Origin of the sequence: uncultured Planktomarina sp. (genome assembly GCA_943788425.1) — a bacterium.
Taxonomy (GTDB): Bacteria; Pseudomonadota; Alphaproteobacteria; order Rhodobacterales; family Rhodobacteraceae; genus Planktomarina.
Window position 1 is genome coordinate 32,171 of sequence record CALSQF010000006.1, and the last position, 24,645, is coordinate 56,815.

Consider the following 24,645-nt stretch of genomic DNA (forward strand, 5'->3'; position numbering starts at 1 on the left):
GGAGGCCAAAATGCTTGATACATCCACAGATCTAAAATCCATGCTCTCAGATCCCAGCTTGCTGCAAACGCAAGCCTTCATCAACAACCAATGGGTTGATGGGGAAAATGGCGCAACCTTTGCTGTTTCCAACCCCGCGCGCGGTGATGTCATCGCACAGGTTGCGGACCTATCGCGTGCTGATTTGGCAAGGGCGATTGACGGCGCTGAGGCCGCACAAAAGAAATGGGCCGCGCAAACCGCAAAAGAACGCTGCAATATCCTGCGCAGCTGGTATAATTTGATGATGGAACATCAGTCTGATTTGGCAATGATCCTCACAGCTGAAATGGGCAAACCCCTTGCCGAAGCCATGGGAGAAATTGCCTATGGTGCATCCTTCGTTGAGTTTTTTGCCGAAGAAGCCAAGCGCAACTATGGTGAAACCATTCCAGGTCATCAGGCTGACAAAAGGATCACCGTCATAAAGCAGCCCATAGGCGTGGCAGCTTCGATCACGCCTTGGAATTTTCCAAATGCGATGATTACCCGCAAAGCGGCACCGGCTTTGGCCGCCGGCTGCGCATTCGTCGCCCGCCCCTCGGAATTGACCCCACTGTCGGCTTTGGCCCTCGGTGTTTTGGCGGAACGTGCGGGCTTGCCAGCGGGAATATTGCAAATTGTGCCCTCCAATGACGCATCCGCTTCGGGCAAGGAATTTTGTGAAAATACGAAAGTGCGCAAACTCACCTTCACCGGCTCTACTCGCGTTGGACGCATTCTCTTGGGCCAAGCGGCTGAGCAGGTGAAAAAATGTTCCATGGAGCTGGGCGGCAATGCACCCTTTATCGTCTTTGATGATGCAGATCTTGATGAAGCGGTCATCGGTGCCATGGCTTGTAAGTTCCGCAACAATGGTCAGACCTGTGTCTGTGCCAATCGGATTTATGTGCAAGCGGGCGTCTATGAAGAATTCACCAAACGCTTCAAAGTGGCGGTTGAAGCGATGAAAGTAGGTGATGGGTTTGCAGGTGCCGACCTTGGTCCGCTGATCTCCAAGCCAGCTCTGGCCAAGGTTCAGGATCATATCGCTGATGCGCTGTCCAAGGGCGCGGTCGTGGCGACCGGGGGAAAACCGCATGATCTGGGTGGCACCTTCTTTGAGCCGACTATCTTAACCGGTGTGACGCAAGACATGGCTGTAAGCAAAGAAGAGACATTCGGCCCCATGGCGCCTTTATTCAAATTTGAAAATGAAGATGATGTGATTGCCATGGCCAATGATACGATTTTCGGCCTGGCCGCCTATTTCTATGCCAAAGATTTGAGCCGCGTGTATAAGGTCGCCGAAGCGCTAGAATATGGCATTATCGGCGTAAATACAGGCATCATCTCGACTGAGGTCGCGCCCTTTGGCGGCGTTAAACAATCCGGTCTGGGCCGTGAGGGCAGCCATCATGGCATGGATGAATACCTTGAGCTAAAATATATCTGCATGTCGGTCTAGGAGCGCCACTTAAACGAAAAGGCAGGGACAGCCCTGCCTTTTTTGTTCAGCCCTTTGATCGTATCACGCCGGGCTGGCTTCTACCTGCAACGGGGATTTCGATTGAATTTGGATGCGCCGCGGTTTGAGTGCCTCCGGCACCTCACGGATCAATTCAATATGCAGCATGCCATCCTCATAACTGGCGCCAACCGCACGGACATGGTCGGCAAGATGAAACTGCCGCTCAAAGGCGCGTGTGGCAATGCCACGATGCAAATAGGTTCTTTTATCTTCGGCTTTCGGCTTTTGAGCCGACACGTTTAAGGTGTTTTCCTTCACTTCAATTTCCAGATCCGCCTCTGAAAATCCAGCAGCCGCAATGGAAATGCGATACCCATCTTCTCCAGTTTTTTCGATATTATAGGGCGGGTAGCTCGATTGTCCGCCCTCATGGGTCGACACACGGTCGAGCAGGTCAGCAATTTGATCAAAGCCAATACTGGCACGGTAAAGCGGTGCAAAGTCAAACGAACGCATAGGAGTATCCTTTCAAAAGCGAGTCCAATTCGGCCACCCCATTTGGGCATGGCCATATAAGTTCCAGATCCCCATTCGGGCGATCTCCATTATAGGTGGGAAGCGGGACGGTACAGTTCAAGAGGCATCCGTGCATCGTATAGGAAAAACCGGAGGCCTGCGGATCTCGCAGGTAACTCACAAAGCAAGCGGCGATGAGGGCTATGTAATATATTCCGATGTCGGTCGAGGCGGGGGGCTTCAACTTGATCCACAGTCCATGCAGACAACGGCAAAGTTGTCTGTACCAGAAGTAGTCGCGCTGTTGATCAGCGTCTCGGCCATGCGCGCGGCGGGCAACTTTCACCATTGCAGGATATTTCAGATATGGGGGAAATGGCGCCCGACCTGCTTTCTGCTTTAAAGACTGCATTTATTCAACGTCAGTTCATTCGCTTTAACTACCAAGACGCACGCGGTCAGAAAACGCAACGTGAGGTTGAGCCCCAAGTTATGTTGATCTTACCTCCCTTATGGTACCTGGTCGGCTGGGATCCAGCGCGGGGTGACTTTCGCCATTTCAGAATGGACAGAATCGATGCGCTAGAGGCGTTGCCAGGCAATCACTTTCGCCGTCGTCATATCCCGTTCGAGGAAGATGTCTGTCCGTATAGCGAAATGCTCAATCGATCTGCAATGCTACGAACATAGTCATTCGTCGCGCCCGGATCAGGCCCCTGTTCGAGCCGTATAGGCGCGGCAGAGTTTTTCCGATAAGGACCTTACTGGTAATTAGGAAGACCCCAAGACGAAACACGAAAATAGTCTGGAACTCGGAACCAGTCTAAACGTCACATTCGCTAATCGGGACCCGTGATATGCCGCCCTCAAAAGATCAAGATGAGACGCTTTATTTCACGTCCAGAAACAACGCAAGATAGGCAGCCCCCTGCTCATGGCCGCAAAAAATTCGCGCCGCGGGACGCCAGGGTCACCAATTTTTCACCTGCCGCCGCGCCAAGAGAGATCGGCTCTCCGGCATGTGTGGATTTGGCAGAAATGACAGAGATTATCATTGGCGCGCCAAGGTCTAAGCGAAACACCGGTGCGCCAGAGGAGCCATAGTCCACCTCACAGCCAAATACTTGGGCCTTCTCTTTGCGCCCTAAGATGGTGCAACCTTGGTGCACCTTCGGTTCCTGACTGCGATCGTGAGCGTAAGATACCACCGCAACGCGCGCGCCACGAGTCGGCATCTGTGCGACTGAAAAGGGGATGATATCAGGATGGGTGATGGGTGTGCGCAACCGCAGGATGGCCAAATCACTCGCCACCCGCTTGAGCCCCTCTTGCTCGGTAAAGGAAAAATCTGGATGCACCTTCACTGCCGCGATCTTGCGATAGGATTCGGCCTGCCCATCCTGCCAGCCTGCGCGAAATTCTAGATCATCGGCGTCCACAGGGGCTCCGGATTGCGCATCATAGACGCAATGCGCGGCGGTCAAGACATGCATTTCTCCGATCAATGTCGCAGTGCAAAACCCGCCACCGGTCACATTCAGCCGCCCCACCGCCAGCCATTGCCTGTCCATATCTGTCGACGAGGCGGTATTTGCGACCATCACCCCCTGAAAGATACCGACAATAAGACACATCTGCTTTAAGAAATATTGCATCCTACCTCTATCGCATCCTCAGCTCTTGTTGAAAAACCAATCCCCACCCGCTCTTGGCAGTTTTGTGACATTGGCGCTACATCACGCCTGAATATAACCTGAAAAGACTATATGCCGAACCCGGAGCACCAAAGAAATCTCCAATTTGCGCAAATACACCAATTACCGCAGGATTGGCACGTGACCGGCTGCCGGTTGGCCCGATAAGGCGCGCGGCTCAGGGCCACCCGTGGCCCAATCAAGCAATTCTACCGTATGCATAATCGGAATTGCCGTGCCACTGCCAATTTGCATCATACAGCCAAGATTTCCCGCCGAGATAACATCCGGGGTCTTGGCTTCCAGAGTTTCAATTTTACGCGCCTTGAGTTGACCAGAAATCTCGGGCTGCATCAAATTATAGGTGCCAGCAGAGCCACAGCACAGATGGCTGTTTTCCGGCTCTAAAACCTTATATCCTACGCGACGCAATAGGTCTTTTGGATAGGTCTTAATCTGCTGCCCATGTTGCAAAGAGCAGGCCGCATGATAGGCGACCCTCAGACCTTGGTCTGGTCGTTTTGGCAAGTCGAGCTCCATCAAGACTTCGCTCACATCACGCGCCAATTGCGCCACACGCGCCGCTTTTTCCTCCAACGGGTCGCCGGCAAACATATGTCCATAATCTTTCACAGTCGTGCCACAGCCTGACGTGTTGATCACCACCGCGTCCAATCCACGCGCTGAGTCTTCCGCAGCAAAGGCTTCGATATTCACCGCCGCGGTGCGATGGCTTTCGCCCACCTTGCCCATATGATGTGTGAGGGCGCCGCAACAACCTTGCTTGAGGACGACCACTTCCGCACCATGCCGGGTGAGGAGCCGAATGGTCGCGTCGTTGATATCGGTGTTCAAAGCCCGCTGCGCACAGCCTGTCATCAGAGCCACCCGCAGTTTCAACTGGCCCTGGGCTGGAAAAATTTGTGCGTCGTCATTGGGGCTGGGTGCAGGAATTTGCCTTGGCGCCATGTCGAGCATGGCTTTCAGCCGAGGATCGGGCATCAAATGACGCAAGGGTCGTGCAATTTTTGCGCCCAAGAGCGCCAGTCGAAAACGGTTTGGATAGGGCAAAACACGCGCCAGGACCCACCGCAACACACGATCCGGCGTGCTGCGCTGGTAGGTTTGCTCGATATAGGCCCGCGCATGATCTACCAGATGCATATAGTTCACACCCGAGGGGCATGTGGTCATACAGGCCAAACACGACAGGCAGCGATCAATATGTTTGACTGTCTTTTCATCCGGAGTCCGCTGATTTTCCAGCATGTCCTTAATGAGATAGATCCGGCCGCGTGGGCTGTCTAACTCATCACCCAGCACTTGATATGTGGGACAAGTCGCCGTGCAGAAGCCGCAATGAATACAGCTGCGCAGAATATCATTGGTCCGTTTGACCTGCGGATCTAAGAGCTGCGTTTCGGTGAAATGTGTTTGCATCAGCTCATTCGCTCCGGGTTCAAGATTCCGCGCGGATCAAATGTTTTGCGCAGAGATTGCGAGACGCGCTCAATTGCGCGTTCTGGCGGTTGGAAGTGGCACAGATCTTGATCGCGCAAAAGACCCGAAGTCATGAGTGTCGCATGGCCTCTCAGCTGGGCCACATGCCTCTGCAATGTTTGATGCAAGGCCAGCCCCGCCTGTACATCAGACATTTGTGCCGCCTCCAGCCCAAGCCAAATCAACCCGCCACCCCAATCCAATTGACAGTGAAACCCACGATCTTGTTGCAGGTTTTGCATCAGCTCAAGGACGCTCAAACTGTCGGTGGGACGCACTGAAATACGCCATACAGTGTCCAAATCTGCCCAAGCAGTCAGGTCTTTCACCTCAGCCCAAGGATCAACGACCGCATCAACCGCGCCAAATTTCGCTAAGCATTGGGTCAATTCAGACGCGCGGTATTGAACCGAGGTCTCAAATCCTTCGATCCGGATCAAACTGTCAAAGCCACCATTTTTCGCCTGCACGGTTGCAGCGCCACTGACATCAAATGGCGTACCCAGCGCCGCCGACATGGAGGCGACCGCATCCGCCCAGGTGGTGACATGAACTTTCAATGTGGTCTGGGTCTCGCTCACAGGCAGGACCTTCAACGCCACCTCAGTGAGAACCCCAAGCGTGCCCCAAGAGCCGGACATTAATTTCACCAGATCATAGCCGGTGACATTCTTCATCACCCGGCCACCATTGCTCAGCACTTGGCCAGTCCCATCGACAAACGTCACGCCCAGCGCAAAATCACGCGCCGCACCCACTTGAATGCGGCGCGGGCCCGAGACATTGGCAGCGATCACCCCTCCCAAGGTTGGTTGCCCAGATGTTCCCAAAATCGCACGGTGATCCATAGGCTCAAAGGCAAGCCGCTGTTTCTCCGCCGCCAAAACCGCCTCAATCTCCTCAATAGATGTACCCGTTTTCGCCACGAGGGTCATCGCGCCAGGTTCATAAAGGGTGATCCCCTGCATGCGACGGGTGCTGAGGGCTTGTGCCGGTGCGATGCGGCCAATTGGACGCGTCCCGCCCCCCATGATCCGCAATGGACCCGCAGCCTCTCGGAGCATGTCCGAAAGGGCCGCCTCATCTGCAGGGTAAAGCATATCACTCATGACGCCCGCCGCGATTGAGACACCGACAGGGGGAAGACCTTGGAAGGGTTTAGAAGCCAACCAGGGTCAAATACATCTTTGACCGCCATTTGGATCTCCAAATCTTCTGCACTGTATTGGGTCTCCATCAAATCGCGTTTTTCAATACCCACGCCGTGCTCACCTGTTAGACAGCCGCCCACTTCAACACAGAGTCGCAAGACATCTGCCCCCATTGATTCACAGAGCTCAAGATCGCCCTCTTTATTGGCGTTGAACATAATGAGCGGGTGCATATTGCCATCACCCGCATGGAACACATTGCCGACCCGCAACCCATACTGATCCGACAGCTCTTTGATCCGACGCAGAACTTCTGGCAGGGCAGAAACCGGAATGGTTCCATCCAAACACATATAGTCGGCAACTTGACCCACAGCACCAAAAGCGGATTTTCGGCCCAACCAAATCGCCGCGCTTTCGGCGGCAGATTGGCTTTGCCGCAGCTCTACCGGATTGTGTTTTTTTGCGATCCTGCTGATGCGGTCAAGTTGGTCTTGAATTTCTGCCTCGGATCCTTCGACCTCCACAATCAACAGCGCCTCGCAGTCCGGATATCCGGCCTTAGCGAAATTCTCACAAATTTCAATGATTGGGCGGTCCATAAATTCAATCGCAACAGGCAACACACCAGCTTTTATAATATCGGCCACACAGGCGCCTGCCACTTCATTACTGTCAAAAGCGATCATCACCGGGCGCGCACCCTCCGGTTTGGGTAAGATCCGCAATGTGGCCTCTGTAACCACGCCAAGCTGGCCCTCTGACCCACAGATCACACCGAGAATATCAAGCCCAGGGGCATCCAGGTAGCCGCCGCCGACCTCAATGATCTCACCATCCATCATCACCAGGGTCACGCCCATAAGATTGTTGGTCGTCACCCCATATTTCAAGCAATGCGCCCCACCGGAGTTCATCGCAATATTGCCCGCGATGGCGCAGGCCAACTGACTGGAGGGATCTGGAGCATAAAAGAAGTCTTCTTCTTCCACAGCGCCAGACACGCTGAGATTGGTTCGTCCGCTTTGCACCCGGATCAGGCGATTATCATAGTCCGTTTCCAGCACCTTATTCATTTTTGCAACGCCTAGGATCACACAGTCTGCAGTCGGCAATGCGCCCCCCGCCAAAGATGTTCCCGAACCCCGAGGCACAACCGGCACGCCTTCGCGGTGGCAAATCTTCAAAACATCTGAGACTTCCTGCGTGGTCGCAGGCAAGACTGCGATCATCGGTGGGCAGCGGTATGCGGTGAGCGCATCGCATTCATAAGCCCGAGTTTCCGAAGGGTCATCGATCACCGCATCATAGGGCAAAACAGCGCGCAAAGCCGCAGCAACCTTCGCCTTTTTCGACAGGATTTCCGCGTTTGGTTGTGGCATTTCCATATTTAACCCTCCAATTGGTAAATAAATATAACCAATTTTGGGGGATCGCAAGGGCAAAACCTCTGTTACACTGGCCCCATGATATTTGGCGTGATCCTCTCGCAACTCACCACTTTAGATCTCTTTGTCGTCGGATTTGGCCTGCTCGCAGCCTTTCTAATCGGCCATGTGATCGAAAACCCACCCAAGTCACGCGCTTCTGTCACCGCCTTAATGTCCTATTATCGACGCACTTGGATGCTGAATTTCGTCGATCGCGATCCGCGTATTTTTGATTCGCAAATGCTTGCATCACTGCGCCAGAGCACAGCGTTTTTCGGCTCTACAGCTTTGATCGCCATTGGTGGGCTTTTGGCAATTATGGGCACGCCAGACCGTCTGCTGGAGTTTACCCATGCCCTCACTCAATCGCAGGAAGCAACTGCGCTCAAATTGCAATTCAAATTGGCCTTTGCCGCTCTGTTTTTGGTGCATGCCTTTTTGAAATTTGTTTGGTCCAGTCGCCTATTTGGATATTGCGCCGTCTTGATGGCCGCTGTGCCGAATGATCCAAATCATCCCCAAGCGATACCACGCGCCATCATGGCTGGAGAGATCAATATTCGCGCAGCTCTAAGCTTTAACCGCGGGCTGCGCGCTATGTATTTTGCACTTGCATCTCTGGCCTGGCTAGCTGGCGCCCCTGTCTTGCTTGCAGCCTTTGTGATTACCCTTTGGATGCTCTGGAACCGTGAATTTTCCTCCCGGGCCAGCGCACTTTTGAAAACTGGGATCACGGAGACCGACAGGTCATTTACCCCAGCGCCCTTCGCGCAACCACCCGGTCAAAAGCCCCAGACCGGCAAAAATGAGATAGACCCAAGCGGGTAAGAATTGCCCGATCTCGACCCCCTGCACGACATAGGCCTCGCGCGAGACCAGCCCGATCCACCCGCGCCCATGGGACGGGCGTCCATTACGAATGTTGCGAAACTTTGGCAGACCCTGAGATAGGGCCAAAGCACCACCATTGGTTTTCGCCAAAATGGGCGCCATCACCCGATCGGTCGCAATGGTCTGAACAAACTCCCGCGGCGCTGCTGGACCCAGCGCGGCCACGATTTCCAAATCCCCAGAGCCCAAACGATAAAGTCCTAAATCTTCACTGACAATTTCTGCCTCATACCGACCAGGTGCCACGGGTTGCAAAGCTATGGTTAGCTGCTTGCCGTTTGGCTTTGTAATTTCAAGTGGCGCAAGCGGACCCTCCGTCAAGCTGCGCCGCGTCACCAGCAGCCCGCTCTCCATTGGTTGCGCCAGAAGCGCCTCCTCTTCAAGGTCCGGCTCTTTCATCGACCAATGGGCCACGCGGCGCAGCAATTCCGCCTGTGGCCCGCCCCCTTCATAGCCACGATCCCAAAGCCACGCATGATCCGAGGCCAAAAGCGCAACTCGCCCTTCACCAACGCGGTCCACAATCAGCAAAGGCGACTCGCCGCGTCCCGTCATCAGCACCTGACCTGAGGTCGTCTCAACCTCAATCTGCCGCAACCAGCGCCCCCAGCCTGTATCTGGCGCAAAACGCTCTAGGCTCTCACTGACCGGATGTTTGAGACCAAATTCTGTCACGTTTGGCATGATCGGTTCCTCAAAAACCCGAGAGGTCGGGCGGCCGGGCAGTATGGCTCCAAGTGGCGATCGATAAAGACTATTGGCCCCCGCATAGTCAGGTCCGGCCGTCACCAAAACAGCGCCACCTTGGCGGACGTAATTGGCAATTGACTCGAAATACTCCGTTGGCAACAAGCCACGGCGTTTGTAACGATCAAAAACAATCAGATCGAATTCGCCAATTTTCTCGAGAAATAATTCACGGGTTGGGAAGGCAATTAAAGACAATTCCGCCACCGGCACCCCATCTCGCTTTTCCGGTGGGCGCAAAATGGTGAAATGCACCAAATCGACATTACTGTCCGACTTTAAAAGATTGCGCCATGTGCGCTCGCCCGGATGCGGCACCCCCGAGACCAGCAAAACACGAAGCCGGTCGCGCAGTGCATTGATCTGCACAACCGCCGCATTGTTGCGATCGGTCAACTCACCGCTCCTATCTGGCGTAGAAAACTGCAAAATATTTATGCCGCCATGGCCCAGTGACACATCCACCTCGACTTCGCGGTTCACTGGAATTTGATATCGCTGCTCTGGTCCACCATCCACCGACAGGATGAGATCTGCGAAAGCCGCTTGTGGCGCGGCCCCTTGATCCTCGACCAAAAGCGTCAGGGTGATAGGTTCGCCCAAAATCGCAAAACCTGGTGCATTTTTAACCACGAGTCGACGATCCCAATCGCGCGGTTGACCCGTGAGCAACAAATGCAGAGGGGCCGGCAGCTTTGGGGCAAACTCCGTATCGTGAATCTGCCCATCTGAGATCACAATCGCTCCAGCAATGCGGTCACGCGCGGTTTCAGATAGGGCCTGCGCCAAAGCGGACATGACTTCCGAGCCACCTGGCCCCGCTGCATCTTCCACCTCCACCAGTCGCATCTCTGTCCCGGGCCGATCCGCAAGCTGCTGGGTGACATGCGCCAAAGCCGCCTGCGTTTGCGCTGCGCGATCCGACAGCATCTGACTCGAAGAGCGGTCTACAACCACGATGACAATATCCGCTTTCGCTTGGCGCTCTTCGGTTTTCAGGGATGGATTGAGCAATGCCAAAAACACACAGACCACAGCAAAGCCGCGATAGGGCCAGCCAGTCAGTCGCCGAAATACCGCAAATACCAAAACTGCGAGCACAACCAGCGCCAAAGCTCCCATCAGCCAGAATGGTAGAAGCGGATCAAAAATCACTGCATCCAGCCTCATTCGCCCAACCTCCGAAGAAGTTCAGGGACATGGACTTGGTCGGATTTATAGTTGCCCGTCAAAACATGCATGATCAGATTGACCCCAAACCGAAGGGCAATCTCGCGCTGCCGCTCTCCAGCCCGGCCACGACCCACAGGCAAAAGAGGCGCTTCGGCTTCATCCACGGCCCATGCAGCCGCCCAATCATTGCCGCCAATTACAACTGGGGTGACCCCATCATTGAGGTTGCGAAACGGCATGCCTTCCACTTGCACACTTGCGTTTTGTGGCGCTTCTACCCAAATTTCCCGACTCGCGTACCGGCCTGGGAAATCTTGAAGCAGATAAAAACTGCGCGTCAGCACATGATCCGGCACGATCGGCGCCAAAGGTGGCAAATTCAGCCCCGCAGCCAGTTGTTGCAGCACACGGCCTTCCTTAGTCGTCTGGCCAACCCGCGCAATGTCACCATCCCTTGTATCAAATAAGATCATCCCGCCGCCTTTGAGGTAGCGGTTCAATTTGCGCAGCTCCTCAGAAGACAAAGGCTGCTGCCCCAAGGTGATCGGCCAATAGAGAAACGGAAAGAACGACAATTCATCACGCGCCAGAGACAACCCCATTGGCGCGGCCGGCTCGATGGAGGTGCGCTGAAAAAGCGCCTGTGACAACCCAAGCAAACCGGCGCGGGAAATCTCATCCTGCCGTGCATCCTGAGTTTCAATATAAGCCAAAACCACAGCACGACTGGCGGCTATCGCTTGGGCCGGCGGCGTTTGTGCTGATGCGCTCTCGGGAGAAATATTTATGAGAAGCGCTCCAAAGATTGCCCCTAAGACATCACCACGCAGCCGGCCAGATATCCACAGCGCTGCCATAACATCTGCGGCCAGCAAACCCAAAGCCAACGCCAAAAACCAAGCGCCCAGACGATGCGAGCGCGGTTGATTTTGCCCCAACAGCCGCACCTCGTCCGGCCAAAGCGCTGGCGAAAATTGGCTATCGTCTGAGAGGATATTGCGCGCCCAACGGCGGTCATTTCCTTGATACAGGCCGGCGGGGGTCTGTGGAGAGATCGCTGCCAGTGCCAACTCAGCGCCTGCAATACCGGCACGATCATCAACCTGCATCAATTTACCGGCGCCATCTAACTGCTCGACCAATTGCCAGGTGCTGCCCGCTAAAGAATCCGGTTCGAAATTTGCAGCATTCCCGACAACGGACAAACGCTCCAACATGGCGACAAAGAGCCCTGAAATCGGTAAGTTTGACCATTCTGTATTGGCAGTCACGTGAAATAAAACGACCTGCCCTTGCCCAAGCTGCCTTCGGGTCACCAATGGGGTGCCATCGCTCAGGCGCGCGATCACATGGGGCGCCAAATCCGGCCCGGGCTCGGCCAATACCTGCGCCGTGACCGTGACCTCATCCGGCGTCGGCAAACCATAAAACGGCGTATCAACCTCAAAGCTCTGTAGGGTTTTCGGAGCGCCCCAAGACATGGCCCCGCCCACCGTTCGCCCACCAGCCCGCAGTTTGACCGGTAACAGCGGATCACGCGCTTGCGCCTCAAATTGAGCGGCTGCCAAACGCGGTCCGGCAAAGCGCACCAAGGTGCCCCCCTCAGCCACCCAATCCACCAGGGCCTCTTTCGAGGCAATCTTGGCGACATCCGCTAAAATAATCGCATCAGGATTGGCCAAAACCACGTCATCTAATGTACCTTCGATCCACTCTGCAACAGGAGACAAAGCTTGGGTCAAATAGTGATCAGGGGCAAAAAGGATCAGACTTTCACGATCGGATGTCTCCCCGGTCAGAATAGCAATTTCTGGACGTCGAATGCGATCATCGGTCAAACGCACCGCTGCCGCAGATTTATGGGTCACAACTGCAAGCCGCGAAATTCGGTTGCGCATCTCCAAGGGCAAGTCCACTGCTGTGGTCGCACGCAACGCCTGCGCTGCAAATTTTATATCAGCTCTTTGCAAACGGCGTTCCACGCCAGAGGGATCCAACCCGAGGATATCAACCTCAACCACCTGCGCCTGTCCGGCGGTCATCCGCACAGCCGCAATCTCTATCCCCTGTGCCGTAGTACGCAGCGGCAGCAGACCTAGGGGGCTGCTGCGGCTCATCGCGACCTCTACCGATCCATGGCGCAGCAATTCTCGGGCCAATTGGGTCCGGCCAGACCAATCGAGCGGTGAGGCCAGCCAATGGGTGTCAAAATCACCCAAAGGCTCAAACTGGCCTTGCCAGTTCTCCTTCGGCAACCAAGCGTTCGGCTCAGCAGCCTTAATGGCCGGAGCCACTTCCGAAGCTGCCGAAAACACCAGATCATCCAGTGACGCCGTGAGCTGCAAAAACGCCACGGGACGCCCTTGGTTGCGCGACTGCTGCACCACCTCCAGTGCCTTGCGTTGCTGCGCCGCCCAATCGCTGGCATCTGCCCAGCTTCCCTCGAGGATCACAAGAAGCTTTGACAGGCTTTGCCCCTTCGGTGCCGGGTTCACAATTGGACCGGCCAGGCCTACAATTAAACAGGCCATCACTAAGGCCCGCAACAGTAAAAGCCACCACGGGGTTTTATCCGACTGGACGTCCTCATCCTTCAACCCCAATAGCAGTGCCACGCCGGGAAAAACCCGTCGAATTGGTGCTGGCGGTACAGCCCGAAGCAGGATCCACAACAGCGGCAGGGCTAGAAGCCCCAAAAGCAACCAAGGCGCCGCAAACCCGATCGTAGAAAACAGCGTCATCGGCGGCCTTCCAAGGCCTGATAGAGATCCAACAAGGCGCCGCTTGCCGCTTGATCTGTACTGTGCATTAAAAATTGCCAGCTCAGGCTCTGCGCCAAATTTTCAAGCTGCGCCTTGCGCTCTTCTAAAGCCTCAAAATATGAGCTGCGAAGATCATCGGCCTTCTGGCTCTCATGGCGCAAACTGCCGGCCATGCTCTCAAATAGGGTGCGCCCTTGAAAGGGAAAGTGAAGCTCTTGAGGATCTAACACCATCAGCAACACACCCTGCACTTGTTGACCGGCGGCCCGTCTCACCATTTCACGGAGCGCTGCCAAATCACCGAAAAAATCAGAGGCCAAAACCGCCAAACTATTCGGCATCAAACCCTCAATATTCGGTCTGCCAAAATCACGCGACGCAGGGCGCGCCATCGCCTGTGCAAGGGCAGAAATCTGCGCACGGCCGGTTTGCGGCGGCAATACCCCATCACTGGTGCCGACGCGCTCACCAGCCTGATTGAGGAGAATTGCCAGAGCTAAAGCGATGATCGCAGCCCTGTGCAGCTTACTTTCTTGCTGACTAGAGAATTGCATCGCGGCAGAATTATCGACCCAAAATTGCACCGCCTGCGCCGCCTGCCACTCGTTTTCGCGCACAAATTGCTCATCTGCGCGCGCAGATCTCCGCCAGTCGATCGCGCGCAATGCATCGCCGGCCTGTGCGGCGCGGTACTGCCAAAAGACATCCCCCGGCCCAGCGCGCCGCCGGCCGTGCCCGCCCAATGAAAAATTTTGAGCAAGCCTCTGCGCCTCTGCCAAGAGCTGTGGCCAATCAGACGTCAGTTCTAAGGCCGCGTTTAAGGGCAAGTTTGGATTCAAGTCTCCGCCTTCTTTTCTAAGATCATCTGGGTGACAGCTCCAATCAGCTCAAGCTGAGTGATGCCGCCTGCCCGAGCGCCGAATCCCAATGCCATACGGTGATTGAGCACCGCAGGCGCAAGATCAGAGACATCTAGAGCTGAGGGTGCATAGGCCCCGCGCAACAAAGCACGCGCGCGCACAGCCAGCATCAAAGCCTGCGCCGCACGCGGCCCCGGCCCCCAGCGCATGTTCTCCCGAACCTGCGCCGGCGCTGTTAGATCTTCCGGTCGGAATGCGCGCACCAGATCCAAGATCAATTCCACAATCGCCTCGCCCACCGGCATGCGGCGGATCAAGGCCTGCGCCGCCAGCAGCTGACCCGGATCAAAGACCGCAGACACCTCCGCCTCCTGCGCGCCTGTGGTCGCCAAAAGAATGTCTCGCTCCGTTGATCTGTCCGGGTAAGGCACTTGGATTTCCAACAAAAACCGATCGAGTTGCGCCTCAGGCAAAGGATAGGTTCCTTCCTGTTCAATCGGGTTTTGAGTTGCCAGCACATGAAAGGGCACACCCAGCGGCCGATCTTGCCCCGCAACCGTCACCGATTTTTCCTGCATGGCTTGAAGCAGCGCCGATTGCGTGCGCGGACTGGCGCGGTTAATTTCATCAGCCATCAACAATTGACAAAACACTGGCCCCTGGACAAAACGAAATTGCCGCGTGCCATCGGATGCGGTCTCTAGGACCTCTGAGCCCAATATATCAGCAGGCATTAGATCGGGGGTGAATTGCACCCGATTGCCGCGCAGTCCCATAACTGTGGACAGCGCCTCAACCAAGCGGGTTTTCCCAACCCCTGGCAGGCCCACCAAAACCCCATGCCCGCCACATAGTAATGTTATGAGCACCAAATCCACCACCCGCTCCTGTCCAATGAAAACCCCGCGGATCATCTCTCGGGCCTCTGTCAGCCTGTGCCCTAGATCTTGAATTTGTGGAACAAGCGTTTCAGCCTGGGTCATAAGATTGCCTCGCAATAATTTCTATGTGGTATATATCTAGCCTAGCTTAAGAAAAAGAGATGACAACTGATATGAGCGGACAAAATATTGTGACCCCATCGGCGGAAAACATCGCCGCCAGCGTCTCAGCCGCAACCCGGGGCAAAGGCTTGCCGCCAGTGCACCTTTGGAACCCGCCATTTTGCGGTGACCTAGACATCCGAGTTGCCCGGGATGGCACCTGGTTCTACCTTGGTACGCCCATTGGTCGACCAGCGCTTGTGAAGCTGTTTTCATCGATTTTGAAAAGAGAGGCGGGGAAATATTACCTCGTGACCCCAGTTGAAAAAGTGGGCATTCAAGTGGATGACGCCCCCTTTGTTGCCGTGGATGTGGATCATCGCGACGGCGATTTGCATTTCACCACACAGGTCGGCGACACAATGATCGCTGGCCCTAATCACCCGATCCGCGTGGAGCGCGATGCCAAAACCGGCGAGCCCTCCCCCTATGTTCTGGTGCGCAGCAATCTCGAAGCCTTAATTGATCGCAAGAGCTTCTATCGCTTGGTCGACCTAGGCTCGCATGACACATGGGGGGGTGAGAGCTGGTTCGGGCTGCGGTCGCAATCCACATTCTTCCCGATAATCCCGTCGCGGGAGTTAAATAATTAATATAAAAAATATTTCTCTGTCAGACTGTCAATTTCTTGTACTCCCCTGGCATGAGATCCTCCAAACGCCAATCGCCAATTTGCGCGCGGATGAGGCGTAGGCAGGGGTGCCCTACGGCTGCGGTCATGCGGCGAATTTGGCGATTTTTGCCCTCGCGTATGACCATCTCTATCCAGCTGTCCGGCACCGATTTGCGCACCCGAATAGGCGGATTGCGTGGCCAGAGGCCCATCGGCTCTTCTATCAGTCGCGCTTTGGCCGCTTGAGTGACACCATCTTTCAAACGCACCCCGCGCCGTAGGCTTTGCAAGGCGTCTTCTTGCGGCGCGCCCTCAACCTGTACCCAATAGGTTTTTGCCATTTTGTGTTTTGGATCGGCAATCTGGGCCTGCAATTTACCGTCATCGGTTAAGAGCAACAGACCCTCGCTGTCCCGATCCAATCGACCAGCAGGGTAGACATGCGAAACCGGGACATAGTGCGATAGAGTCTCACGCCCACTGGCCTCGAGGCTTCGATCGGTGAATTGTGACAAGACATTGAACGGCTTGTTGAACAGGATCAGCACCTGAGCGCCTGTTCCAAATCGGCGCATAGATCCTGCGCATCCTCAATACCGATAGATAAGCGCAGGAGCTGTTCAGGAATGCCCGTATCAGGTTCAATCGTGTGCCTATGTTCCACAAGGCTTTCCACCCCGCCCAAAGAAGTGGCGCGGTGAAATAAATTCAATCGACCTGCGACCCGAAGAGCATCCGTAGCTCCACCCTTCACGCAAAAAGACAAGAGCGAGCCAAACCCACCTGTCATTTGTCGCTTGGCCACCTTATGCCCTTCGAAATTGAGCAGGCCAGGATAAAATACGCGCTCCACTGCGTCGTGGCTTTGCAAAAATTCTGCCACAGCCTGGGCATTTTGGGACATGCGCTCGACGCGCAAAGGCAGAGTGCGGATCGAACGAATAAGCAACCAAGCCTCAAAACTGCCGATCACCGCGCCCGCATCATGACGATCTATGGCGATCGCTTGCCAATGCGGATCGGCAGGTACATTGGTCGCCAAAACTCCGGCCAAGACATCCGAATGGCCATTGATCCCTTTGGTCGCCGAATGCATGACAATATCCGCCCCAAAATCCAAGGCGCGGGTCAAAATTGGGGTTGCGGCCGTGGCATCAACCACCAATCGCCCGCCCGCCGCATGGGTGGCCTCGGCGACGCGCGTGATATCTGTTGTCCGCAGCCATGGGTTTGAAGGCGTCTCAACAAACACTAAATCCGGCTGGTGATGCACGCAGACACTTTGCGCCTGCCCAATATCGCTCAAATCCGCCTCAATCAGCGTCACAGACCGGCGGGCACAAAACTCCCGCAACCACTTCGTTGTGCCCCAATAAATCTGCGACTGCACCAAGACTGTCGCACCACTTGGCACAGCACGAAACACCGCCGCAATCGCGGCCATACCATTGGGAAACAATAATGCGGCCTCGGCGTTATCAAGCTGCGCCAAAAGTGCTTCGGCAATACGGCCCACATCGTTGTCATCACGGGCATAGATATTACCTGTGGGATGCAGCTGATAGCTGCGGTCCCTTGCGAAGGTGGTACTGGGCTGAATGGGCGGGACCACCCCGCCGCTGGCCGCGTCAATATAACCGCCCGCCTGTGCCGCAATGGTCGCTACTGATAGGCCGCGTTTCGCCATAAATTTCCTCCTTTTGCCTCAAACTCTAATGCGCGACGGCCCAGTTTGGCCCAGATCCGGCTTCAACAATCAAAGGCACATCCAGCTTGACCACGGGCAAGCTGGCCCGTTCCATCACTTGCTTAGCAACGTCGATAAGCTCCTGGACAGCACAATCTTCAACTTCAAACAGCAATTCGTCGTGTACTTGCAACAACATTTTGGCCGGTAGATGCGCAATCGCCTCGGGCATGCGCACCATCGCACGGCGGATGACATCTGCCGCAGTGCCTTGGATCGGCGCATTGATTGCGGCGCGTTTGGCAAAACCAGCATGCGGGCCTTTGGCGCCAATTTCCGGCGTATGAATGCGGCGCCCAAACAACGTTTGCACATAGCCGTGCTCTTTGGCGAAAGCTACGGTCTCGTCCATATAGGTCCGAATGCCCGGGAAACGTTCAAAATAGGTATCGATGAACGCCTGAGCCTCTGCCCGCGGAATGCGCAGATTGCGCGCAAGGCCAAAGCCAGAAATACCATAGATCACCCCAAAATTAATAGCTTTTGCTCTGCGGCGCACATCAGATGTCATCTGATCAAGCGGCACATCAAACATCTGACTTGCTGTCAGCGCGTGAATATCAATCCCATCGGCAAAGGCCTGTTTCAGACTTGAAATATCGGCAATATGGGCCAGGATGCGCAGCTCGATTTGTGAATAATCGAGGGCAACCAATGTTTTGCCTGCCTCCGCCACAAAAGCCTCGCGAATTTTGCGGCCTTCTTCTGTCCGAATGGGGATATTTTGCAAATTGGGATCAGTTGAGGCCAAACGCCCGGTGCTTGCGCCCGCGATCGAATAAGATGTGTGCACGCGGCCAGTCTCAGGATGAATATGGTCTTGCAGCGCGTCGGTATAGGTGGACTTCAGCTTGCTCAATTGACGCCAGTCTAAAACCCGCCCGGGCAATTCATGTTCCGTCGCTAAATCTTCTAACACATCGACCCCGGTGGCATAGGCGCCGGTTTTGCCCTTCTTGCCGCCCGGGAGCGCCAGTTCATCAAAGAGCACTTCGCCAAGCTGCTTAGGGGATCCGACATTAAAGCTCCGCCCTGCCATCTGGTGAATTTCAGCCTCAAGACCCGCCATCTTTTGTGCGAAACCATTTGACATACGGCTCAAGACATCTCGGTCCACTTTGATCCCCTGCATCTCCATATCCACCAGTACCGGCACGAGAGGGCGCTCAAGGCTTTCATAGACCGATGTCACCCGATTAAGATGCAAACGCGGTTTGAGATAGTGCCAGAGGCGCAGGGTGATATCGGCATCTTCTGCCGCGTAGCGGCTGGCCTCATCAATTGAAACGCGATCAAAGGTTATCGCGGACTTCCCACTGCCCAGAAGTGTTTTGATCGAGATCGGCGCATGATCGAGATAACGCGCGCTCAAGAGATCCATCCCATGATTGTGCAAGCCACCATTTTGTGCGTAGCTCATCAACATTGTGTCATCGATCGGCGCCACTTGAATGCCCACTCGCGCCAAAATCTTGGCGTCATATTTCATATTCTGACCGATTTTCAGAATGGTGGAATCTTCCAGCATCGGTTTGAGCATGGCCAAAGCCGTGTCGTGATCCATCTGGCCCTCGGCCAAAGCATCCGTGCCAAAAAGATCATCAGATTGACCCGCGCGATGCGTGAGCGGCAAATAGGCCGCCTCACCGGCCTCAACACATAATGAGACCCCGACCAAATCCGCGCGCATTTCATTCAAACCGGTCGTTTCCGTATCCACGGCTACATAGCCGCGGGCATAAATGCGATCAATCCAAGCTTGCAGAGCCACCGCGTCTCGAATGGTCTCATATTTGCTTGCATCAAAGGCCACCGCAGCCGGGGCCTCAATCGCTGCCTGCTGCACTTCTGGCTCGGCAATAGTTGGGGCTTCAACCCCCAGCTTTTCAGACAACCTTTTGCTGAGGGTGCGAAATTCCATCTCTGCAACAAAGGCCATAAGTTCCCTTGGGTCTGGATCTCGCACCTCCAGGTCTTCGATAGAGAAATCCAGCTCCATGTTGCAATCCAACTGAACCAACTGTTTGGACAGTTCAATCTGCGGCCGATTGTCCATCAGACTTTCGCGGCGCTTGGGCTGTTTGATCTCGCCAGCGCGGTCCAGAAGCTCTTCCAAAGAGCCATATTCGTTGATCAGCAAAGCTGCGGTTTTAATGCCAATGCCGGGCGCTCCGGGCACATTGTCAACGCTGTCGCCTGCCAAAGCTTGTACATCAACCACACGCTCCGGGGCGACACCAAATTTCTCAACAACACCGTCGCGATCAATCACCTTGTTTTTCATAGCATCCAGCATCACAACACCGCCACCGACCAACTGCATCAAATCCTTGTCAGAGCTGATAATGGTACACGCGCCCCCCGCTTCACGGGCGCGGCATGCCAAAGTTGCGATGATGTCATCCGCTTCAAACCCTTCGACCTCTTTACATGCCACATTGAAAGCCCGTGTTGCGGCGCGGGTGAGCGGAAATTGTGGGATCAAATCTTCCGGCGTGGCAGATCGGTTCGCCTTATACAGATCATACATATCATTGCGAAATGTCTTGCCAGAATGATCAAAGATCACGGCGACATGAGTGGGCGCATCGGGGCCAGTGTTGTTTTCCACATATCTTTGCAACATGTTGCAAAATCCAGCCACTGCGCCCACCGGCAAACCATCTGATTTGCGCGTCAGCGGCGGCAAAGCGTGATAGGCGCGAAAGATGAAGGCTGACCCGTCGATCAGATGCAAATGATGTCCTTTTCCGAATGCCATAATGATGCTATCCTTGGATCATTGATTAAGACTGTTTGTGGCATGAAAAATTTATACCTGCCAGTGCTACTGGCCTTGAGTTGTACATTTGCATCCGCCTCGGTGCCGGTTCCTGACGAAAACTGCTTCGATATCCCTGACAGCCGCGACAGTTGCTCGCCGCTTCTGGCTTGTTTTGGCAATAGCGGTAAATATTTTGCAGGTCGGGCTTTGGGCCGGGATGAAGGAACCCTGGCCGGCGTAATCAATTTTGGGGCGATCTGCACGGGCACATGGGTCTCTCGCAATTTTATCGGAACGGGCTAAGCCAATTTCGAGTGCGACAATGGCCATTGGGGCAAGGTAATTTTTTACTATCGCGACGATGTGAGCGGCAAAGTCAAAGGATATGGCCTCACCAATCACGGCGTGAGCATCCACGCTTGGTCCGGCCATTATATCCAAGATTTCCTTAATGAAAAGAGTGGTCAGGTGGAAATTCCGCTGAGTTAGGACAGTTTAGATCTGTCCTTCAAAATCCTTATGCACCATTTTTGCATCACAATAGGGGCATTCAACCCACCCATGCTCATTGGGTATCTGCAACCAAACGCGCGGGTGCCCCAAGGCGCCCTCACCACCGTCACAGGCCACACGATAAGCCTCTACAATTTTTGTCTCAGGTGCTTGAGTTGTCATTTTTTTGCCTTCTGGTTGCTGTTGGGACTTGCTGCGCATATGTCGCTGGATAAGATACCAAAACACGCGCAACCCACAAGCACTTTGAAAGGCCGAATATGTCACAAAATGCGATTGAGCTGCGCGGTTTGAAGAAAACCTATGCCGCAACCAAAAAAACTGAGGCCAAGACGGCGCTCTCAGGCATTGATTTGGATATTCCGCGGGGCGCCATCTTCGGGCTCTTGGGACCCAATGGCGCGGGGAAATCGACCTTGATCAATATTCTCGCCGGATTGGTGAAAAAATCCGCGGGCTCAGTCAATATCTGGGGCTTTGATCAAGATGAGAATCCGCGACAATCGCGCGCCTCGATTGGGGTTATGCCGCAAGAATTGAACCTCGACCCGTTCTTCACGCCCGGAGCCTCGCTAGATATGCAGGCCGGCTTATACGGCGTGCCCAAAGCTCTGCGCAAAACCGATGAAATTCTACGGTTGATCGGATTGGAGGACAAAGCCAATGCCTATGCGCGCAGTCTTTCAGGTGGCATGCGCCGACGATTGCTTTTGGGCAAAGCGCTCGTCCATGGTCCACAGATCTTGGTGCTCGATGAGCCCACAGCGGGGGTGGATATCGGCCTGCGCCAGATGCTCTGGGACAATGTGCGCCAGCTCAATGCGGACGGCATGACTGTGATTCTCACCACCCATTACCTCGAAGAAGCTCAAGAAATGTGCGATCAAATCGCCATTATTCACGAGGGCGCGCTGCGCGCATTGGACACCACAGCCAACCTTCTGTCAAAACTTGACACAAAAACCTTAGTTGTTGAGAGTGAACCGCCCGTGGATATCAGTCTGCCTGCCGGGGTGACACAAAGCCAGCGGGCCGATGGCACCTTGGCCTTCACGTATAGCCGCAGTTCCATTTCTCCCGGTGAAATTTTAGATGCGCTACGCCTTGCGGGCGTCAAGATTTTGGACATCCAAACCGAACAGCCCGACTTGCAAGACGTCTTTTTGGACATCACCAAATAGGCCGGTACCCGCTAGGCTTCGCGCAACATCCGCCCAAGCGGCCGACCGGCGACGAGATGCACATGCAAATGCGGCACCTCCTGCACCCCATTGCGTCCTGAATTGGCCAAGAGACGATAGCCATCGCCTCCGGTGCCAGGATCAACCTTCAAGGCCGTTGCTACCTGACCAACTGCACGGGTGAAATCAACAATCTCCTCTGCACTGGCGGAATTGGCAAAATGGTCAAAACAGACGTAAGCTCCTTTGGGAATTACCAAAACATGCTCCGGCGCTTGTGCCTGAATATCGCGAAACGCTAGGCTGTGTTCGGTCTCTAGTACGGTAGTGTTGGGAATTTCCCCACGTAAAATCTTAGCGAAGATATTTTGATTGTCATACTCATACGCCATCAACAGGCTCCTAATCCGAAAACAAATGGTCCAATGCCAGTATGGCACGAGCCTTTTCGATAGAGATACTCAAAAATTCTGCCAATGGCACGGCATTTTCCACAAGCGCCACCTCTTCGTAGATCTGATAACTTTGCGGGAATTGCGCATCGATAATTTGGTGGTGCTCATGCAAAACATCTTGGCCCAGGGTCGGCAACAGGCGCTGCGTGACTTCCTTGGGGGAGCCTTCGACGATAAATCCTGTACGCTGCACATGACCAATCAAATAGGTCTCATTAAATTGGCACATCATCAACATAGCTCTGAAGATCCCACCAATAAAATGCCCATCGGCGAGATTAATCTTGATGAAATTCACGCAAAATTGAGCGAAACCTAAAGGCGGGTCTAAATAATACCCTGCTTTTTGAGCATCTGTGCGATCGAAGTAGCAGGGCGCGGACCGATGTGTCCGATCACCTCTCCTGCGGCAATACCACCGATTTTGCCGCAGGTCTCAAGATCAAGCCCTTGGGCCACCCCATATAGAAAGCCAGCGGCAAATTGATCGCCTGCACCTGTGGCGTCAACTGGGATCACTGGGACAACCGGCACATCCCAGCGCGCATCCGCCTGGCATATCGAGACACCCTGTTCCGAGCGCGTGCACACCACCAAATCACAATCTGCAGCCCCCATTTTGAGCGCTTTTGCCAAGTCATCCGTTTGATACAGCGACTTCAGCTCTTCTTCGTTGCATAAGAAAAAATCCAATGGGCCCAACACCAAAGCGCGAAAGTCATCACGATGCCGATCCACACAAAAGGGGTCGGACAGTGAAATTCCAGCGCGCGCACCAGATTGCCGTGCCAACGATGCGGCCTTGCGAAACGCCTCCTTGCCGGGCTCCTTGTCAAAGAGATATCCCTCAAAGAATAGTATTCCACAGTCAGTGATCACCTCGTCAGGCACATCTTCTGGTCCAACATCTGATGAAATTCCAAGATAGGTGTTCATTGAACGCTCACCATCAGGTGACACGAAAATCATTGACCGCGACGTCGGAAGCACCGCATTGCGCACCGGCGGGTTTGGAAAGTCCGTGCCTTCTGTTTGCATTGCCAAAGCGTAGGAATGACCCAAGTCATCATCGGCAACCCGTCCGATAAAAGCCGTACGAAGACCCAAAGATCCAAGCCCTGCAATCGTATTGGCCACAGATCCACCGGGCGTTTCTGTCCGGCTCTCCATCGCTGCGAAGAGCGCTTCAGCGCGCGGACGGTCAACCAGCTGCATGATGCCCTTTTCAACCCCGTTTTCGGCCAAAAATTCGTCACTGCTGATCGCAATAACGTCCGATACGGCATTTCCGATACCAACCACCTGATAGGCTTTTCTCACTGATTTTTCTCCTCAAATTGGCATAAATCACTGATAATGCAGGCGCGGCATTTGGGATTTCGCGCGACACAAATATATCGCCCATGCAATATCAACCAATGATGTGCGTGCAACTGAAAATCCGCAGGCACATTGTCTTCAATCGCCCGTTCAACCTGATCAACCGTTTTGCCCGGCGCAATGCCCGCACGATTTCCCACCCGGAAAATATGCGTATCCACCGCCTGTGCCGGCTGCTGCCACCACATATTCAATACGACATTTGCAGTTTTACGTCCAACCCCTGGTAGGCTTTGCAAGGCGGCCCGTGAATTGGGCACCTCGCCCCCAAACTTTTCCACCAAAATCTGCGCCATCTTCATCACATTGCGGGCTTTGGTCTTATAAAGGCCAATGGTCTTGATATGGGCGATCAACCCCTCTTCACCGAGATCCAGCATTTTTTGCGGCGTATCTACGATTTTGAACAGCGCCTCTGTGGCTTTGTTGACGCCCTTATCTGTCGCCTGCGCCGAAAGAGCCACGGCCACCACGAGCGTATAGGCGTTCACATGATTGAGCTCACCCTTTGGTTCAGCTTCGCTGTTTTCAAACCGCGAGAAGATTTCGCGCATAACCGGATAGGGGAGTTGTTTTGCCATGGCAGATCTATATGAAAAATTTGAGCAAAACTAAACCAAAATTTCTTGGCTTGTTTTTGCACATCGTCCGCAATTCATGAGCGAAGCCTTGCCGCCACACAATTCAGTGAATTGCGCAAAGATGGAAACTGGCGCATAACAAGACGCTGCAAGAA

At 54.4% G+C, this 24,645-nt stretch carries 23 protein-coding genes; 6 read left to right on the top strand and 17 right to left on the bottom strand.

Annotated elements, in window-relative coordinates:
- The first annotated feature begins 10 nt into the window (after positions 1-10).
- The gene (locus tag ABLW18_RS05865) at positions 11-1,486 is read left to right on the top strand and encodes an NAD-dependent succinate-semialdehyde dehydrogenase (protein WP_347823913.1); all 1,476 of its coding nucleotides are present in this window, start codon (positions 11-13) and stop codon (positions 1,484-1,486) included.
- Between the two features lie 63 nt (positions 1,487-1,549).
- Here ABLW18_RS05865 and ABLW18_RS05870 read toward each other — a convergent pair whose 3' ends face one another.
- Positions 1,550-2,005: an Hsp20 family protein gene (locus ABLW18_RS05870; protein WP_347823914.1), complete on the bottom strand. Its 456-nt coding sequence runs from the start codon at positions 2,003-2,005 to the stop codon at positions 1,550-1,552.
- Between the two features lie 375 nt (positions 2,006-2,380).
- Between ABLW18_RS05870 and ABLW18_RS05875 the strand changes: the two genes are divergently transcribed.
- The gene (locus ABLW18_RS05875; RefSeq protein ID WP_347823915.1) at positions 2,381-2,695 is read left to right on the top strand and encodes a WYL domain-containing protein; all 315 of its coding nucleotides are present in this window, start codon (positions 2,381-2,383) and stop codon (positions 2,693-2,695) included.
- A 242-nt stretch (positions 2,696-2,937) separates the two neighbouring features.
- Here the strand turns inward: ABLW18_RS05875 and ABLW18_RS05880 are convergent, their stop codons facing one another.
- The 4 genes from ABLW18_RS05880 to ABLW18_RS05895 form a co-directional block, all read right to left on the bottom strand.
- The gene (locus ABLW18_RS05880; RefSeq protein ID WP_347823916.1) at positions 2,938-3,660 is read right to left on the bottom strand and encodes a trypsin-like serine protease; all 723 of its coding nucleotides are present in this window, start codon (positions 3,658-3,660) and stop codon (positions 2,938-2,940) included.
- 162 nt (positions 3,661-3,822) lie between these two features.
- Positions 3,823-5,139, bottom strand: a complete 1,317-nt coding sequence (gene glcF / locus ABLW18_RS05885) for a glycolate oxidase subunit GlcF (RefSeq protein WP_347823917.1) — start codon at positions 5,137-5,139, stop codon at positions 3,823-3,825.
- A complete protein-coding gene (locus tag ABLW18_RS05890; protein WP_347823918.1) occupies positions 5,139-6,308 on the bottom strand; it encodes an FAD-binding protein in 1,170 nt (389 codons plus the stop codon). Before ABLW18_RS05890 ends, glcF begins: the two co-directional genes overlap by 1 nt.
- Positions 6,305-7,738, bottom strand: a complete 1,434-nt coding sequence (locus tag ABLW18_RS05895) for an FAD-linked oxidase C-terminal domain-containing protein (protein WP_347823919.1) — start codon at positions 7,736-7,738, stop codon at positions 6,305-6,307. The genes ABLW18_RS05890 and ABLW18_RS05895 overlap by 4 nt, the downstream gene beginning before the upstream one ends.
- A gap of 90 nt (positions 7,739-7,828) precedes the next feature.
- Between ABLW18_RS05895 and ABLW18_RS05900 the strand changes: the two genes are divergently transcribed.
- Entirely contained in the window at positions 7,829-8,608 is a 780-nt protein-coding gene (locus ABLW18_RS05900; RefSeq protein ID WP_347823920.1) for a DUF599 domain-containing protein, read from the top strand.
- Here the strand turns inward: ABLW18_RS05900 and ABLW18_RS05905 are convergent.
- Genes ABLW18_RS05905 through ABLW18_RS05920 form a run of 4 tightly spaced genes read right to left on the bottom strand, consistent with a single transcriptional unit; the run spans position 8,528 to position 15,196 of the window.
- Positions 8,528-10,588, bottom strand: a complete 2,061-nt coding sequence (locus ABLW18_RS05905; protein ID WP_347823921.1) for a hypothetical protein — start codon at positions 10,586-10,588, stop codon at positions 8,528-8,530. The two genes, ABLW18_RS05900 and ABLW18_RS05905, sit on opposite strands and share 81 nt — an antisense overlap.
- Positions 10,585-13,332 (bottom strand): DUF4159 domain-containing protein, encoded by a 2,748-nt coding sequence (locus ABLW18_RS05910; protein WP_347823922.1) that lies wholly within the window; start codon positions 13,330-13,332, stop codon positions 10,585-10,587. Before ABLW18_RS05910 ends, ABLW18_RS05905 begins: the two co-directional genes overlap by 4 nt.
- The gene (locus ABLW18_RS05915) at positions 13,329-14,192 is read right to left on the bottom strand and encodes a DUF58 domain-containing protein (RefSeq protein WP_347823923.1); all 864 of its coding nucleotides are present in this window, start codon (positions 14,190-14,192) and stop codon (positions 13,329-13,331) included. Before ABLW18_RS05915 ends, ABLW18_RS05910 begins: the two co-directional genes overlap by 4 nt.
- A complete protein-coding gene (locus tag ABLW18_RS05920; protein ID WP_347823924.1) occupies positions 14,189-15,196 on the bottom strand; it encodes a MoxR family ATPase in 1,008 nt (335 codons plus the stop codon). The genes ABLW18_RS05915 and ABLW18_RS05920 overlap by 4 nt, the downstream gene beginning before the upstream one ends.
- 71 nt (positions 15,197-15,267) lie before the next feature.
- Between ABLW18_RS05920 and ABLW18_RS05925 the strand changes: the two genes are divergently transcribed.
- The gene (locus tag ABLW18_RS05925) at positions 15,268-15,849 is read left to right on the top strand and encodes a DUF1285 domain-containing protein (RefSeq protein ID WP_347824348.1); all 582 of its coding nucleotides are present in this window, start codon (positions 15,268-15,270) and stop codon (positions 15,847-15,849) included.
- Between the two features lie 19 nt (positions 15,850-15,868).
- Here ABLW18_RS05925 and ABLW18_RS05930 read toward each other — a convergent pair whose 3' ends face one another.
- Genes ABLW18_RS05930 through polA form a run of 3 tightly spaced genes read right to left on the bottom strand, consistent with a single transcriptional unit; the run spans position 15,869 to position 20,377 of the window.
- Entirely contained in the window at positions 15,869-16,444 is a 576-nt protein-coding gene (locus tag ABLW18_RS05930) for a pseudouridine synthase (RefSeq protein ID WP_347823925.1), read from the bottom strand.
- Positions 16,411-17,556 carry a PLP-dependent aspartate aminotransferase family protein gene (locus tag ABLW18_RS05935; protein ID WP_347823926.1) on the bottom strand — a complete coding sequence of 382 codons (1,146 nt, stop codon included), beginning with the start codon at positions 17,554-17,556 and terminating at the stop codon, positions 16,411-16,413. Before ABLW18_RS05935 ends, ABLW18_RS05930 begins: the two co-directional genes overlap by 34 nt.
- A gap of 25 nt (positions 17,557-17,581) precedes the next feature.
- Positions 17,582-20,377 (bottom strand): DNA polymerase I, encoded by a 2,796-nt coding sequence (gene polA, locus ABLW18_RS05940; RefSeq protein WP_347823927.1) that lies wholly within the window; start codon positions 20,375-20,377, stop codon positions 17,582-17,584.
- A gap of 42 nt (positions 20,378-20,419) precedes the next feature.
- Here polA and ABLW18_RS05945 point away from each other — a divergent pair, with 42 nt between their 5' ends.
- A complete protein-coding gene (locus ABLW18_RS05945) occupies positions 20,420-20,683 on the top strand; it encodes a hypothetical protein (RefSeq protein ID WP_347823928.1) in 264 nt (87 codons plus the stop codon).
- A 192-nt stretch (positions 20,684-20,875) separates the two neighbouring features.
- Here the strand turns inward: ABLW18_RS05945 and ABLW18_RS05950 are convergent, their stop codons facing one another.
- Positions 20,876-21,055 (bottom strand): zinc-finger domain-containing protein, encoded by a 180-nt coding sequence (locus ABLW18_RS05950; protein ID WP_347823929.1) that lies wholly within the window; start codon positions 21,053-21,055, stop codon positions 20,876-20,878.
- Positions 21,056-21,153: 98 nt separating this feature from the next.
- Between ABLW18_RS05950 and ABLW18_RS05955 the strand changes: the two genes are divergently transcribed.
- On the top strand, positions 21,154-22,074 hold the full coding sequence (locus tag ABLW18_RS05955) for an ABC transporter ATP-binding protein (RefSeq protein ID WP_347823930.1): 921 nt from the start codon (positions 21,154-21,156) through the stop codon (positions 22,072-22,074).
- 11 nt (positions 22,075-22,085) lie between these two features.
- Here ABLW18_RS05955 and ABLW18_RS05960 read toward each other — a convergent pair whose 3' ends face one another.
- From ABLW18_RS05960 to nth, 4 genes are read right to left on the bottom strand one after another with little or no spacing between them, the layout of a single operon-like run.
- On the bottom strand, positions 22,086-22,466 hold the full coding sequence (locus ABLW18_RS05960; protein WP_347823931.1) for an HIT domain-containing protein: 381 nt from the start codon (positions 22,464-22,466) through the stop codon (positions 22,086-22,088).
- A gap of 10 nt (positions 22,467-22,476) precedes the next feature.
- On the bottom strand, positions 22,477-22,827 hold the full coding sequence (locus ABLW18_RS05965) for a DUF5928 domain-containing protein (protein WP_347823932.1): 351 nt from the start codon (positions 22,825-22,827) through the stop codon (positions 22,477-22,479).
- Positions 22,828-22,856: 29 nt separating this feature from the next.
- Positions 22,857-23,849, bottom strand: coding sequence for an adenosine kinase (locus ABLW18_RS05970; RefSeq protein WP_347823933.1), 993 nt, complete (start codon positions 23,847-23,849; stop codon positions 22,857-22,859).
- Positions 23,846-24,490, bottom strand: a complete 645-nt coding sequence (gene nth, locus ABLW18_RS05975) for an endonuclease III (protein WP_347823934.1) — start codon at positions 24,488-24,490, stop codon at positions 23,846-23,848. Before nth ends, ABLW18_RS05970 begins: the two co-directional genes overlap by 4 nt.
- Positions 24,491-24,645 lie beyond the last annotated feature (155 nt).

Coding starts and splice junctions, on each gene's coding strand:
- ABLW18_RS05950 (WP_347823929.1), bottom strand. CDS start 21,055: ATGACAACTCAAGCACCTGAGACAAAAATTGTAGAGGCTTATCGTGTG.
- ABLW18_RS05930 (WP_347823925.1), bottom strand. CDS start 16,444: ATGCGCCGATTTGGAACAGGCGCTCAGGTGCTGATCCTGTTCAACAAG.
- ABLW18_RS05960 (WP_347823931.1), bottom strand. CDS start 22,466: ATGGCGTATGAGTATGACAATCAAAATATCTTCGCTAAGATTTTACGT.
- polA (WP_347823927.1), bottom strand. CDS start 20,377: ATGGCATTCGGAAAAGGACATCATTTGCATCTGATCGACGGGTCAGCC.
- ABLW18_RS05945 (WP_347823928.1), top strand. CDS start 20,420: ATGAAAAATTTATACCTGCCAGTGCTACTGGCCTTGAGTTGTACATTT.
- ABLW18_RS05910 (WP_347823922.1), bottom strand. CDS start 13,332: ATGACGCTGTTTTCTACGATCGGGTTTGCGGCGCCTTGGTTGCTTTTG.
- ABLW18_RS05870 (WP_347823914.1), bottom strand. CDS start 2,005: ATGCGTTCGTTTGACTTTGCACCGCTTTACCGTGCCAGTATTGGCTTT.
- ABLW18_RS05920 (WP_347823924.1), bottom strand. CDS start 15,196: ATGACCCAGGCTGAAACGCTTGTTCCACAAATTCAAGATCTAGGGCAC.
- ABLW18_RS05955 (WP_347823930.1), top strand. CDS start 21,154: ATGTCACAAAATGCGATTGAGCTGCGCGGTTTGAAGAAAACCTATGCC.
- ABLW18_RS05890 (WP_347823918.1), bottom strand. CDS start 6,308: ATGAGTGATATGCTTTACCCTGCAGATGAGGCGGCCCTTTCGGACATG.
- ABLW18_RS05880 (WP_347823916.1), bottom strand. CDS start 3,660: ATGCAATATTTCTTAAAGCAGATGTGTCTTATTGTCGGTATCTTTCAG.
- ABLW18_RS05905 (WP_347823921.1), bottom strand. CDS start 10,588: ATGAGGCTGGATGCAGTGATTTTTGATCCGCTTCTACCATTCTGGCTG.
- ABLW18_RS05925 (WP_347824348.1), top strand. CDS start 15,268: ATGAGCGGACAAAATATTGTGACCCCATCGGCGGAAAACATCGCCGCC.
- glcF (WP_347823917.1), bottom strand. CDS start 5,139: ATGCAAACACATTTCACCGAAACGCAGCTCTTAGATCCGCAGGTCAAA.
- ABLW18_RS05875 (WP_347823915.1), top strand. CDS start 2,381: ATGGCGCCCGACCTGCTTTCTGCTTTAAAGACTGCATTTATTCAACGT.
- ABLW18_RS05895 (WP_347823919.1), bottom strand. CDS start 7,738: ATGGAAATGCCACAACCAAACGCGGAAATCCTGTCGAAAAAGGCGAAG.
- nth (WP_347823934.1), bottom strand. CDS start 24,490: ATGGCAAAACAACTCCCCTATCCGGTTATGCGCGAAATCTTCTCGCGG.
- ABLW18_RS05865 (WP_347823913.1), top strand. CDS start 11: ATGCTTGATACATCCACAGATCTAAAATCCATGCTCTCAGATCCCAGC.
- ABLW18_RS05935 (WP_347823926.1), bottom strand. CDS start 17,556: ATGGCGAAACGCGGCCTATCAGTAGCGACCATTGCGGCACAGGCGGGC.